The following is a 12,127-nucleotide window of genomic DNA, read 5'->3' as shown; positions in this document are numbered from 1 at the left end:
AGAGAGCACGGAAGTTAATTGGTTAACTTTCGGCCGAGATCTGCCGGCAATCGGAGCCTTGATGGCGTCAAAACGGAATCCCTTCTATAGGGGGGCCAGCGGGTAATAATGCTCTTACCCGATTCCATCGCTACCCCCAGAACCCACCATCAAACAGGGCTAGAAACGGGGGTAGGACCACTACACCGATACATCCAGAATACGCGACTACACAATCAGATGCGGCGGGACATGCCTGATGCCTCATGCCTCATGCCGTAACAGTCATCCGAACGAGTCAGGATCGCGGCTTGCTCACCCATCGTCAGGTTGCGTGAAGCGACCGGCGCGTCGCCGATGCCAACACCAGTGCGCGAGGCGTGGACCGTGCAGATCTGGCTGCGTGTCATCGGGAGTACGTCGTGACTTCAACTCCACCTTCCGTTTCGAAAATAGGCCGTGTGACGACCGAGCGAGACGAGCACGACTCGCAAGACCTCCACCGGCGCGCCACCGACGAGGCACTGCAGTCCCCCCAACGCCGCGCGATGCTGCGCGCGGCTGCCGCGGGTGGCGCCGGCCTGCTCGCCGCCAGGGCCGTCGCGGCACAGACGACGGCATCTCCCGCAGGGCAGCCCGCGACACTCGGGCGACAACCGTCGTTTCAGCCGGGCAGCGACGCAACAACGGCCGACGTGATTGTCGAAACCTTGCTGGCCTGGGATGTCGATCATGTCTTCGGCATGGTCGGCGACGGCATCAATCCGATTATCGAAGCGCTGCGCAAGCGCCAGGACAAAATCCGTTTTATCGGCGTGCGGCATGAAGAAGCTGCCGCGTTCATGGCATCGGGATGGGCCAAGTCAACGGGGCGTCTGGGCGTCTGCGTCGCGACGACCGGACCCGGCGCGGTACACCTGATGAACGGGCTCTACGACGCTCACTTCGACGGCGCGCCGGTTCTCGCCCTCACTGGCCTGACCTTCCACGACCTGCTCGGAACGCGCTTTCAGCAGAGCGTCGATACCTCTGCGCTGATGCAGGACGTCGCGCTCTATAACACCGTGGTGACCGGTCCCCGCCATGCCCTGACGGTGACCGACATCGCCTGCCGCACCGCGCTCGGCTCGCGTGGCGTCGCGCATCTGACGGTATCGAAAGACGTGCAGGACATGCATTTCTCCGAAGACAAGGCATCCACCGAAAATCACGGCCTGCGGACCTCGACCGCATGGAGCCGCCCGACGCCCACGCCGTCGCGCCATGAGTTGCAGGCCGCAGCCGACCTGATCAACGCCGGCAGCCGTGTGGCGATCATGGCAGGTCAGGGCGCGCTTGGCGCAACTGCCGAACTGGAACAGGTCGCAAGCCGGCTCAACGCGCCCGTCGCCAAAGCGCTGCTCGGGCGAACCGCGCTGCCGGACGATTCACCGTTCTCCACAGGTGGCATCGGGCACCTCGGCACGGTGCCGTCGGAGGAGGCGATGCATGGGTGCGATACCGTGCTGATTATCGGCACGACGATGCCATGGGTGGATTCGTATCCGAAGCCGGGTGCCGCACGCGGTGTGCAACTGGACATCAAGGCCGAGCGCATAGGACTGCGTTTCCCGGTGGAAGTGGGTCTCGTCGGCGACACGAAGGAGACCCTGCGCGCGCTGCTTCCACTGCTGCGTCAGAAAGACGATGCCTTTCTACGCGAGACGCAAGGCCGCGTCGTGCAGTGGAATGCTTTGCTGGATCGCGTGGCCGCCACCGAACGGACACCGCTGAGGCCGCAAAGCGTCGTTCGCGCCATCAGCGATGCCTTGGCGCCCGACGCAATCATCTGTCTGGATTGCGGGGCGAACACCCACTTCTCCGCGCGGTTCCTGACCTTGCGCCGCAATCAGCAACTTGTCGCGACCGGTATGCTCGCCACGATGGCGCCAGGGCTTCCGTTTGCGATCGCGGCTCAGCTTGCGAATCCCGCTCGCCAGGTGGTGGCGATTGTCGGCGACGGCGGATTTGCGATGCTCATGGCGGAAATGTCGACAGCCGTAAAGAACGGCCTGCCGGTCAAGGTGATCGTCCTGCGCAACGACATGCTGGCGGAGGTGGTGTTCGAACAGAAGGAACTGGGTAACGCTCCCTACGGATGTGAGCTCGGTGCTATCGACTACGCGCAGATTGCGAATGCATGCGGTGCGGAAGGTACGCGCTGTACAAGCCCCGCCGGGCTGAGACCTGCGATCGATGCGATGCTGCGCTCGCCGCACGCTGCGCTGCTCGAAGTCCATGTCGATCCTGCGGAACCTATTACCATGCCGAGCCATCTGGCGGTTTGACGCTGCGCGCGAAGCGCAGGCGTGCGTGGCCGGCACCCAACGTCCCTACCGCGAAGCGGGTAGCGCCGTGTAAAAAGTGGTCAGCCTCGAAGCCTGGAAGCCTGGAATGAAAGGGTTGTATGGGACCCGATCGGAGGCGCATACCCCCTTAACCACATCGACGTGCTTGCGCCTTAACCTCCCGTCTTTGTCACGCGCCAGACGGTATTGCCCACATCGTCGGCAATGATGAGCGCGCCGTCCTGATCCTGGGCCAGCCCAACTGGTGCGCCACGCAGCTCCTTTTCGTCGTCGGACGCGAAGCCGGTGACAACAGGCTTTGGCGTTCCTACAGGCTTGCCATTCTCGAACGCGACGTACGCGACCGCATAACCGCTCAGCGGCGAACGATCCCAACTGCCATGCTCGCCGATAAAGGCCCCGCCTTGATACTGCGCCGGCAGGTTGCTGCCGGTATAGAACAGCAGTCCGAGCGGAGCGACGTGGGAGCCAATTGCATAATCCGGCTTGATCGCCTTCGCGACCAGGTCGGGGCGTTGCGGCTGGACCCGCCGGTCGACATGCTGGCCGTAGTAGCTGTACGGCCAGCCATAAAAGCCGCCATCCTTCACCGAGGTCAGATAATCGGGCACGAGATCCGCGCCAATTTCGTCGCGCTCATTCGCAACCGCCCACAGTTGTCCCGTTTTCGGTTCCCATTGCAGCCCGGTCGGGTTGCGTATCCCGGCCGCATAAATGCGGCTCGCGCCCGTCGCCACATCGACTTCCAGTACATTTGCGCGCCGGTATTCGACATCGAGACCGTTCTCGCTGGCATTGCTGTTCGAGCCGACGCCGACATACAGCTTCTTGCCGTCGGGGCTCGCGAGCAACGCCTTGGTCCAGTGATGGTTGACCTTGTCCGGAAGGTCGGCGAGTTCGATGCCTTGGGCCGGCATGCTTGTCTCGCCGGATTTGTACGGGTACTTCAGGATTGCGTCCGTGTCGGCGACATAGAGTGTGTCGCCAATCAGCTGCATGCCGAACGGTGAATGCAGGTGATCGATGAACACATATTTGTCCCATTCCCCGCTGCCGTCGGTACGCTTTCGCAGCAATGTAATGCGGTTGCCGCCTTTGCCTTTTTTACCCGAGCGACCCGTCACCATGCCGGCGATCAGTTGCTTGGGCGAGGTAACGGGTTCAGCATTCGGGCTATTCGATTCAGCCACCAGAATGTCGCCATTCGGGAGGCAATAGACCTGGCGCGGATGTTCGAGTCCGGAGGCGATTTCCTGGATTGTCAGGCCTTGCGCCACCTTCGGCGTTTCGCCCTTCTGCCAGCCCACGTACTTCGGTACCTGCATCGGAGGCGTGAAGAAACTTTGCGCGCTTGGCAACGGCGGATTGGCTCCGGCCTGATCCGAGGGGTCATACCTGGCCCGCTCGCTGCATCCGGCAATCAGGGTCGCGCTAGTAATTACAACAACGCTACTCAAGATGGATTTATTCACGAGTCGTCTCCCTGAAACCGAACTTGTCGAACGCGAGCGCGATTTGTCCGACGCTAAGCAATGCCACGGTGATCACCGAGAGAATCACGTTCTCCGGAACAATTCCGTACGCATCGCGGCTATGGACGAACGCGTTGACTATTGCCGCGACTATGCCCAGCAGGTTCAACCAGAAGTCGAGTTTCTCGGCACGCGTTACCGTGTCACGCGACGCAAGCCATACATGGCCGAGATTGATCAGGCGCGGAATAATTGCAAAAAACAGTCCCGCCGTGACAAGCCACGCAGCCCCTTTTGCCCAGAAAACATTGGCGGTGATGACGTAGATGATGTCGAAGATCAATGTGCCGACGAAGAGGCCATAGGGGATCGGATTGAACAAATCGAAGACCGCCGTGGCCCATCTTGACCGATATATCGGGCTAGCTGGAGTCATGGAATAAGTCCCTTTCTAAAGGTAATGTTCGATAAACGGCGCATGGTAGCGGCCGGTCGGACCTGGACTCACGCGGCATGCAGTCCTGAACGATTCGATAAGCCCGCCGTGAAAGTATTTCGCAAGCCTCGGCATTCGAAGCACGAGCTAACTGCCCTACGCATAGGACATGCCCGATTCCGGGATGCGCCCCGCAGCGGCGTCGTAGGCCATACAGAACGAATGCCATTTGTGGCAGGGCCGTCATCGGAACGCCACCGGCTTGTCAGGTAGCGCGGACTATAGTGTGCTTGACGGTGTGTTTGACACAAGGTCCTTATAGCGTCCCGGGGTCGGACCGTTTTTTGCAACGTACGTCGTTCGCTGCCGGACGGTCTCGCGCCTGTTCGGCCTACAAGCATCGACACCGGGCCTCTAGTTCGAACGCAATGGAGTTGCTCGTGTTGCCTGCGTTGTTTGCCTGCTCCGGCACCGGTGCGTTGGTGTCGTGCATCGCCGGTCTGTTTGGATCGGCGGCGCAGAGATCGACTGGCTGGGCGTGGCTGCTGTTCGCCGGATGCGGCGTGCTGCAGGTCGTCCTCAGCTATCTGTTCTGTACCCCGCTCGAACGGCGCTGGCCGCTGCTGCGCTGGCCGGTCCGTCAACCGATGACGACCGACATCGTCTATACGTTCATCGTCCGGATCGTCCTGTTCCCGCTCGCCGCTTACTTCGAGTACGGGCTCGTGAAGGCGCTAGTTGATGGCTGGCTGCTCGCGCACCGGTGGCCGGTGCCGTCTTTGCTCACGCGCATCGCCGATGCCGCGGGAATGCCACTCGCCGGGTTCCTGGTCGGCTTCGTGATACTCGACTGTGCCGATTACTGGCGCCATCGGATCTCGCATCGTTTCGGCTGGTGGTACGGGTTGCACACTCTGCATCATGCCGAGTTGCAGATGACATTCTGGTCCGACGATCGCTCGCACCTGCTCGAGGACATCATCACGTACGTGTGGCTTTTCGTCGTCGCGATAGCGATCGGGATGCCGGCGCTGCAATTTCCGTTCGTGATTCTCGGCTTTCGTTTCGTTGGCAGCTTTGCGCACGCGAATACGCGCGCTCGCTACGGATGGCTGGGCGAGAGACTGCTGATCTCGCCGCAATTCCACCGCGCGCATCACTGCCCGGAGATCGCGCGGCGCAAGAGCTGCAATTTCGGCACGGTGTTCCCATGGTGGGACATGCTGTTCGGCACCGCGAATTTTACCCACGACGCCCGCGAGACCGGAGACCCGACTGCGGATCCGATCATCGCAACCGGCAACTGGTGGCAGCAGCATGCGGCCGGCGTGCATCGAATGATCCAGCTCGCGCGCAAGCGGCGTCGGCCAGCCCAATGAGCGCGCGGCCCGGCTGTGCGACGGTCCGGCAGCCGCCGACCTTCCAGCGCACGTCATGCGGACGTGCACGATCTTGCCAGCACACCTAACTTCGTCCGGAGCAAGCCTATGGCGATGTCACCCGCAGTTGAACAATCGAAAGCGGCGTCCACCCAGTGGACCGCACGCATCCTGAACATCGAAGCGTCGAATTCCGGCGCTCTGCCCGCGTGGTGGCGCGATGCGTATCACAGCTACCGCAAGACGCTCGAGCAGCCGGATTACCCGTGCTTCTTCGGCCAGGCGGCCGAGCGGCGCGGTGAGATGTTCTACGCGTTCGACGGCGAGCGTCCTGAGATTGCGCGCGCGACAATGCAGCGTTTTGTCGAACTCGGACACGATGCGGCGCTCACGCGGCATAGTCTCGCGATGTTCTGCGCGCCGGACCCCGCGCTCACGTCGCACACCGAATTCCTGCGGCGCTTCTGGACCCTGCTGCTGCAGTTGCACGAGGCGGACGGCGTGCCGATGCGGCCCACCGATCCGGATGATCCGTTGTGGGAGTTCTCGTTCGGTGGCCGCAAGATGTTCGTTGTCGGTACCGCTCCGACCTATCACCAGCGGCGCAGCCGTGTGGTCGGTAGCGGGATCGTGCTGCTGTTCCAGCCGCGCGAGCTGTTTACCGACTTGACGACCGGCAAGCCAATCGGCGCTGAAGTCCGCCGCCAGATCCATGCGCGGATGTTGGAGTACGACGCGATGCCGGTACATCCGGACATCGGCTTTTACGGCGATCCACGTAATCGGGAGTGGAAGCAGTATTGTCTGCCCGACGACAACGCGCCAGTGACCGGACGTTGCCCATTCGCCAGCCGCTGACGCGCTGCGATCGGCTCTCCATGGTAAAGCCGACGTTCGAGTGTCCGCGTGAGGTAAAGGCGTTTACGCGGTCATACAGTCAGTCGGCCTAAACCGTCGAGAATCGGAACGGAACCGTGTTCCGTAGGCGTCACCGCGGCCCCGAGCCCGTTGAGAAGACGACGGATCAGAGACTACGCGGCAAGCTGTTCTTTATGGCGCGCGACCAATTCGGCTTCGTCCCTCAGTGCCTTCTGCGCAGACGGGCGCGCACCGATTCGGGCAATGTACGCCATCAGATGCTTCAGATGGTCAAGCTTCACGCCAGAGCGCTCGTTCCACATCGTTGCCCATACGTATGCGTCTGCAACAGTGAACTGTTCACCCGTGAGGTATGCGCGGCCGTCGGCCAGACGTGCGTCCAGAACGCCGTAGGCCGCGAGTAGTTTGTTGGTTGTAAACTCGATGCCTTCCGCCGTCATCAGTTTGCGCATTAACGGAATATGCTTCTGCGCAATCTCGGTCGCGATAAAGGTCAGCAACTGGTCCATCTTGACGCGTTCCAGTGTGCCGCGAGCAGGAATCAGCCCTGACTCGGGATGCTGGTCGGCGAGATACGACGAGATGACCGTGGTTTCCGTCAGCTGGTCACGCCGCTCGTTATCGAGCACAAGGACCGGGACGTAGAGAAGCGAGTTGACATCCGAGAAGCGGGTGTCATCCGTCGTGGACTTGCCGAAAACGTCGAAGTGAACGAGTTCCGGTGATAGGCCCAACTCGTTGGCGACAGTTTGAACAGCCAGGGAGCAGGTTGCTTCAGCGATGTAGAGTTTCATTTGATAAGCCTTCCTTATAAAAAAAGTGATCAGATAGAGCTGGATTGGCCGGTGCCTTTGTGATGCGCCGTTAGGACAAAGTATGTCGGGATTGCTGGCCGCAATAAACACCGGCTGGGTAGTCGCTCTGTCGCTTTCAAAGCGATAATCGTGGCTACGCCTATAGCCCCGGACAGCCATGTCGCGCATACGTTTAGCGGGGTCGTTCCGCGATCTGTCTTCGGCAAACCGCGCCGCGTTGGACCGGGCGAGGAGCATGTGGCGCGGGGGTCTCCTAGCTTTCCGTGCTCGCGCCGGGTTGCTTACTGATTGCGAACCTTGACGACGAGCTTGCCGAACGCGCCATGCTTCAAGTGAGCACAGGCTTCCCGAAATTTGGCAAAGGAGGAGGTGGCGTCGATGACCGGCTTGAGTACGCGCACGTCCGCCGCGTGTACCCAATCTTGCAGTGCGCGGCGTGGATCCACGGCAATTGCAACAGAACGCCGGCTACGGCGACCCAGGTATAGAAGGCCTCCACGGGCCGAACTGGAACGCTGACTTGCGACGCGGCATGACCAGCGATCGGCGCCGCGCAAACATCTCCAGGCCACATCGTGTGCCACAGCCCGCGTGATGCGAAACGAGGGCACCCGGCAGCATCCTTAAAACCTTTCTTGCGGTTACCCGATCGTTTTCTTTCGAATAAGGGTTAACGCTTAAATTAGCAATGAGTCATTGTGTCATACACATTTAATAAATCACGTGATGCCCACTACACTTGTCTTCACGGCAGACACACGTCTGCGAAAAAATCTGGAGGTTTATTATGAAGTCGCTCATTCAAGCTGTTTGCGTCACCGCGGTATTCGCGTTCCCGGCTTTCTCATTCGCTCAGTCGAGCCAACCGGTCACTCGTGCAGACGTGAGCGGACAATTGGTGCAGTTCGAACAAGCGACCCCATCACACGCCGCGTTCCCCGATTCGAATGCGTCATATCCGGTCGCTACGCTAACCGCAGAGCAAAAAGTGTCTGCGCAAAACGGCGCCGCTTCTGCCGGCTTCGGTGGTGTTGCCGAGAGCACTTCAGGATCGGGGGCTGGGATTGCGCCGGTGTCGCCGGCCGCTTGGCGTTCGATGTATGACCATCCCTGATCTATCTGCTCGATATGCATGTTTTGAGGCGTGCAGCCGGGCTGTGCGTCTTGCATACAACAGCAGGCCGTTATACCCACCTGCCGGATTGAATCCGGCAGGTTAACAGTTCTGCACACCTACAACGGCTATCGGTTCGGGGCCGTTATCGTAGATCGCCGTAGATCGCCATACGCACCGCGGGTTCCTTCTCCCAGCCGTTGTCGAGGCCCCTTGAGCGTGTGATCAAAGAACCGCCCGCGTGTTGCCGTGGCTTCTTGACCATAGAACGCACACCATTTTCCGTCGCAGTGCGTATAGAGCGATTTGAGCGCGGAATCCATACGGCGGAAGGCCTCGATCGACCCTTGTGTGTGCAGCGAATGATCAGAAAAACTGCCGCAAACGAGGATGGGAACTTCGATACGCGCCAGGTCAGGGGCAGTCGACTTGTACCATCCATCGCGTTCCGGCCGATTGGCAATTTCCTTGCGAAATTCGGTGTTGATCCGGACCCCTCCCTTCTTGAGCCCCTTGTCCCAGATGATGGTGAAGCCGTCCTCGCGAACTCCGCCAGGGCGAGCGAAGTCGCGATACAGATCGCTGAACCCCTCCCACGGACAGATAGCCGCGAGATGCGGCGACGATACGCCAGGGTCACCAGTCCAACGCTTTGTCGCGCACCAGGCACCGTCATGATGGTCACCGCTGTTGGAATGCTGGTGCATGAACCGGCTTCAAAGAATAATCCGGCTCGCACGCCCCTCATATTTGGAAGGTACGCAGGTTGGCGTGCCATAGGCTCGGATTCGCGCGGATCACGAGCGATCCGAGAGTAGCCGTTCCTTGCCTGCCAGGGCGTTCACAAACGAAGGTTATCGTAAGCCGATGCTCGGGTAATATGCGTGCTTCGTTTAGCCAGGCCGTCAGTGACGCACTGGGGTCTGGTGGCTGCCGCCATTGCCCGATCCCGCATGCCCGATGTTGTCGAAAGCTGCCATTTGAAACCACGACTTTCAGCAATGGCTCGAACAGCCGCTATGGGCCAGCAGACGGCGGTCGGCTCGTCAGCATGAACGACCGTTGCACCTCGGAAGCGGAGTGCTTTTGCCGCCAACCGGCAGGTACTCAAAATTATCAAAATTACAAAGATCAAACATGAATAGAATGCTTGCGCTCGGCGCATTTCTGCTTTTATCGTCGGCCTCGGCGATTGCATCGGACTGGGTCCAGGTCTTCGCGAACTCGGGGGAGGCCGTTAGCGTCGACAAAGACTCTGTTGCTCGCAGTGGTGACACCGTCAACGCCTGGACTCAGACGGTCCTGGCGGTAGAGACGGACGTGCAACTCGGACGTCCCGCCAAGGCGATCAAGACGCAATACGTTGCGGACTGTCAGGCTAGAACACTCCTCGTGAACGCACTGATTTTTTACGATGCGCAAGGTAATGTCCTCGCTTCTCTCCCTCCGGAGCACGATGCTCCAGCGGTTGTCGTCCCGGGCACGGGCGGAGATTTCATATTGCGTGCGGTGTGCAGTAAGGGCTGAGGGTTCGATGACCCTACGGTGCAACCGGCTAATGACCGTTCTGTGCCGGTCAACGGTCAATCGGCTCTTACGAACTCGATAGCCGCCACCGTATTCACGTGTGAGCGTGGGCAATCCGTGTTCAGCTCGTTCCCGAGCGACCGCAAACGGGCGTGCATGCGACTGATGGCTGCCGCTTCACAGCGGCACTCTTTGCCGACATACCGTTAGCACCAGTTGCCGGAGCCAGCGATGAACAGGGTCGACCTCTAAACGTGGATGCCACATCTGAGAAACCGTAATTTTTTCGGTCGTCACGGGAAGCTCGAAAGCGTAGATGGTGCCGGACAGGGCCGATTCTTGATGTTCAGGTTGATTGCCCAGAAAAGACCCAGGCACGAGAGCGATCAAATCCGAGGCTCGCGCCACCGCCAGCGCGGCGTGGAAGCTGGGAACCATGGCGACGATCGTTCTTTCCAACCCTAAAGCAGCCAACGCCTCATCGACCGGTCCACTGGCGCGCCCGTGGCGCGAAGCAACAACGTGGCCGAAGGAGGCATACCGTTCTGCTGTTACCTCACGCTCTAATTCGAGCGGATGGCCCTTTCTGACAACAGCGAGAAAGCGATCCCGGAATAGAGCCTGCACGCGGACCTCCGGCCCCATTTCGCCCAGGACCCCGATCTCAAGATCGGCTGAACCCTCTCGCAAATGCGCTGCTGTCTTCTCAGGTTTGGGTGCGAAGCGCAAACGCACGAGCGGAGCGATTGCCGTGGCCGCAGCGATAAGCGGAGCGCCGAAGGCTTCCACAAAGCCATCGTTGGCGCGAATGGTAAAGGTTCGCTGCAACGTTGGGAAATCCGGCTCGGTCGTTGAGGGACTCAGTACGGAACGTGCCTCGTGAACCGCGTTTTGTGTGCGTCGACGAAGTGCCTCTGCATGGGGCGTCAACACCATACCGCGCCCCGCGCGAACCAGTAATGGGTCACCGATCGCCTCGCGCAGCCGGGTCAACGTTCGACTCATTGCCGAGGCACTCAATCCCAGCCGACGCGCAGCGCCAACCACGCTGCCATCGGCAAGCAACACGTCAAGCGCAATGAGCAGATTCAAATCGGGTTCGGGCATGCCCGATCGTAGCACGCACGTTCAGGCATGGCGTTTGATGCAGGTTATACGTGCAATCGTTGCGTCTTCCGCCATGTCTTCCGCATCGATATATTCCCCGGACTGACTCACGTTCAAGGGCGTGGTTCGTCAACGTCACGCAATGTCACGTTCAGTCAGGCTTTACTTACAGGGAGCTATCAATGCAAGAATTATCACCGCAGAAAACCGTCCTCCTCATCGGTGCATCCCGTGGGCTCGGATTTGCAATGGTCGAGGAATACCTCACGCGCGGCTGGCGAGTAATAGCCACCGGAAGGGACGGCTCAACAGAAAAACTTCGTCAAATTGCGAAAACTTCGGGCGGCGCACTCGAAGTTGAAACCGTCGACATCACGATTCCGGAGCAGGTCGCCGCGTTACGCGGTCGTCTTGAGGGGCGACGACTCGATGTGCTTTTCGTGAATGCCGGTGTCAAAAACGACGATCGTGAAACGATTGCAGATGTCTCGACAGAGGAATTTGTGCGCGTCATGGTGACCAACTCGTTGAGTCCAATGAGAGTGATCGAGGCGTTTCAGGACCTGGTGCAGCCGACCGGAACGATTGGTGTCATGTCGTCCGGGCAGGGCAGCCTCACAAACAATGACAACGGGAATTATGAGGTCTACCGGGGCAGCAAGGCCGCACTCAACATGTTCATGCGCAGCTTTGCCGCGCGCCACCGAAGCGACGCGAGAACCTTGTTACTGATGGCGCCCGGATGGGTACGAACGGACATGGGCGGTCCTGAAGCGCGTCTTGGTATCGAAGAAAGCATCCCGAACTTGGTGAGCACGATCGAGGCTTACCAAGGGCGTTCCGGATTGCATTACCTGGACTACCTCGGAAGAGTCGTTCCCTGGTGAACGGCGGCGTATTTCCAAAGTCGCACACTCCCATGCCAATTTGCCTGGGGCCGGGATGCTCGCGGCAATGCTGGAAAAATTTCGCTTGAGAAGAGCATTCCAGACGATCGCTATCCAGTCAGCCGATCACCCCGGAAATCATCTATGGACAACTGTTCGTGCGCGGACCGGGCGTTGCTGATCC

Annotated in this window: 13 protein-coding genes; 6 read left to right on the top strand and 7 right to left on the bottom strand. The window is 59.9% G+C overall.

The window, feature by feature from the left end:
- Window positions 1-215 precede the first annotated feature (215 nt).
- Complete coding sequence (locus ACSQ8V_RS25445; protein WP_436207543.1) at window positions 216-389, bottom strand: hypothetical protein; 174 nt, start codon at window positions 387-389, stop codon at window positions 216-218.
- A 12-nt stretch (window positions 390-401) separates the two neighbouring features.
- On the opposite strand from ACSQ8V_RS25445, the gene ACSQ8V_RS25440 reads away from it, so the two are divergent.
- Window positions 402-2,306 (top strand): thiamine pyrophosphate-dependent enzyme, encoded by a 1,905-nt coding sequence (locus ACSQ8V_RS25440; RefSeq protein ID WP_436207542.1) that lies wholly within the window; start codon window positions 402-404, stop codon window positions 2,304-2,306.
- Between the two features lie 173 nt (window positions 2,307-2,479).
- Here the strand turns inward: ACSQ8V_RS25440 and ACSQ8V_RS25435 are convergent, their stop codons facing one another.
- Both ACSQ8V_RS25435 and ACSQ8V_RS25430 read right to left on the bottom strand, forming a co-directional pair.
- Complete coding sequence (locus ACSQ8V_RS25435; RefSeq protein WP_436207541.1) at window positions 2,480-3,799, bottom strand: PQQ-dependent sugar dehydrogenase; 1,320 nt, start codon at window positions 3,797-3,799, stop codon at window positions 2,480-2,482.
- The gene (locus ACSQ8V_RS25430; protein ID WP_213765410.1) at window positions 3,792-4,235 is read right to left on the bottom strand and encodes a DUF2231 domain-containing protein; all 444 of its coding nucleotides are present in this window, start codon (window positions 4,233-4,235) and stop codon (window positions 3,792-3,794) included. The genes ACSQ8V_RS25435 and ACSQ8V_RS25430 overlap by 8 nt, the downstream gene beginning before the upstream one ends.
- 440 nt (window positions 4,236-4,675) lie before the next feature.
- Between ACSQ8V_RS25430 and ACSQ8V_RS25425 the strand changes: the two genes are divergently transcribed.
- Both ACSQ8V_RS25425 and ACSQ8V_RS25420 read left to right on the top strand, forming a co-directional pair.
- Window positions 4,676-5,614 (top strand): sterol desaturase family protein, encoded by a 939-nt coding sequence (locus ACSQ8V_RS25425; protein ID WP_436207540.1) that lies wholly within the window; start codon window positions 4,676-4,678, stop codon window positions 5,612-5,614.
- A gap of 108 nt (window positions 5,615-5,722) precedes the next feature.
- On the top strand, window positions 5,723-6,472 hold the full coding sequence (locus ACSQ8V_RS25420) for a YqcI/YcgG family protein (RefSeq protein WP_436207539.1): 750 nt from the start codon (window positions 5,723-5,725) through the stop codon (window positions 6,470-6,472).
- A 173-nt stretch (window positions 6,473-6,645) separates the two neighbouring features.
- On the opposite strand, the gene ACSQ8V_RS25415 is transcribed toward ACSQ8V_RS25420, so the two are convergent.
- Together ACSQ8V_RS25415 and ACSQ8V_RS25410 are read right to left on the bottom strand one after the other, a co-directional pair.
- The gene (locus ACSQ8V_RS25415; RefSeq protein ID WP_436207538.1) at window positions 6,646-7,545 is read right to left on the bottom strand and encodes a glutathione S-transferase family protein; all 900 of its coding nucleotides are present in this window, start codon (window positions 7,543-7,545) and stop codon (window positions 6,646-6,648) included.
- 44 nt (window positions 7,546-7,589) lie between these two features.
- Window positions 7,590-7,754 (bottom strand): hypothetical protein, encoded by a 165-nt coding sequence (locus tag ACSQ8V_RS25410; protein WP_436207537.1) that lies wholly within the window; start codon window positions 7,752-7,754, stop codon window positions 7,590-7,592.
- A 341-nt stretch (window positions 7,755-8,095) separates the two neighbouring features.
- Here ACSQ8V_RS25410 and ACSQ8V_RS25405 point away from each other — a divergent pair, with 341 nt between their 5' ends.
- A complete protein-coding gene (locus tag ACSQ8V_RS25405) occupies window positions 8,096-8,422 on the top strand; it encodes a DUF4148 domain-containing protein (RefSeq protein ID WP_213765407.1) in 327 nt (108 codons plus the stop codon).
- Window positions 8,423-8,550: 128 nt separating this feature from the next.
- On the opposite strand, the gene ACSQ8V_RS25400 is transcribed toward ACSQ8V_RS25405, so the two are convergent.
- Complete coding sequence (locus tag ACSQ8V_RS25400; RefSeq protein ID WP_436207536.1) at window positions 8,551-9,129, bottom strand: hypothetical protein; 579 nt, start codon at window positions 9,127-9,129, stop codon at window positions 8,551-8,553.
- A gap of 430 nt (window positions 9,130-9,559) precedes the next feature.
- On the opposite strand from ACSQ8V_RS25400, the gene ACSQ8V_RS25395 reads away from it, so the two are divergent.
- Window positions 9,560-9,949, top strand: a complete 390-nt coding sequence (locus ACSQ8V_RS25395) for a surface-adhesin E family protein (RefSeq protein WP_436207535.1) — start codon at window positions 9,560-9,562, stop codon at window positions 9,947-9,949.
- A gap of 177 nt (window positions 9,950-10,126) precedes the next feature.
- Here ACSQ8V_RS25395 and ACSQ8V_RS25390 read toward each other — a convergent pair whose 3' ends face one another.
- Window positions 10,127-11,056 carry a LysR family transcriptional regulator gene (locus ACSQ8V_RS25390; protein ID WP_436207534.1) on the bottom strand — a complete coding sequence of 310 codons (930 nt, stop codon included), beginning with the start codon at window positions 11,054-11,056 and terminating at the stop codon, window positions 10,127-10,129.
- A 182-nt stretch (window positions 11,057-11,238) separates the two neighbouring features.
- Between ACSQ8V_RS25390 and ACSQ8V_RS25385 the strand changes: the two genes are divergently transcribed.
- A complete protein-coding gene (locus ACSQ8V_RS25385; RefSeq protein WP_436207533.1) occupies window positions 11,239-11,943 on the top strand; it encodes an SDR family NAD(P)-dependent oxidoreductase in 705 nt (234 codons plus the stop codon).
- Window positions 11,944-12,127: the final 184 nt, after the last annotated feature.

The sequence above is a fragment of the Caballeronia sp. LjRoot31 genome, from assembly GCF_964253885.1.
Taxonomy (GTDB): domain Bacteria; phylum Pseudomonadota; class Gammaproteobacteria; order Burkholderiales; family Burkholderiaceae; genus Caballeronia.
Note: the sequence above shows the minus strand (reverse complement) of the source record. Positions and strands in the feature narration are given on the sequence as shown.

Excerpts from the sequence above, each read along its gene's own strand:
- ACSQ8V_RS25445 (WP_436207543.1), bottom strand. The coding sequence starts at position 389 with ATGACACGCAGCCAGATCTGCACGGTCCACGCCTCGCGCACTGGTGTT.
- ACSQ8V_RS25405 (WP_213765407.1), top strand. The coding sequence starts at position 8,096 with ATGAAGTCGCTCATTCAAGCTGTTTGCGTCACCGCGGTATTCGCGTTC.
- ACSQ8V_RS25385 (WP_436207533.1), top strand. The coding sequence starts at position 11,239 with ATGCAAGAATTATCACCGCAGAAAACCGTCCTCCTCATCGGTGCATCC.
- ACSQ8V_RS25420 (WP_436207539.1), top strand. The coding sequence starts at position 5,723 with ATGGCGATGTCACCCGCAGTTGAACAATCGAAAGCGGCGTCCACCCAG.
- ACSQ8V_RS25430 (WP_213765410.1), bottom strand. The coding sequence starts at position 4,235 with ATGACTCCAGCTAGCCCGATATATCGGTCAAGATGGGCCACGGCGGTC.
- ACSQ8V_RS25395 (WP_436207535.1), top strand. The coding sequence starts at position 9,560 with ATGAATAGAATGCTTGCGCTCGGCGCATTTCTGCTTTTATCGTCGGCC.
- ACSQ8V_RS25390 (WP_436207534.1), bottom strand. The coding sequence starts at position 11,056 with ATGCCCGAACCCGATTTGAATCTGCTCATTGCGCTTGACGTGTTGCTT.
- ACSQ8V_RS25415 (WP_436207538.1), bottom strand. The coding sequence starts at position 7,545 with ATGCTCCTCGCCCGGTCCAACGCGGCGCGGTTTGCCGAAGACAGATCG.
- ACSQ8V_RS25400 (WP_436207536.1), bottom strand. The coding sequence starts at position 9,129 with ATGCACCAGCATTCCAACAGCGGTGACCATCATGACGGTGCCTGGTGC.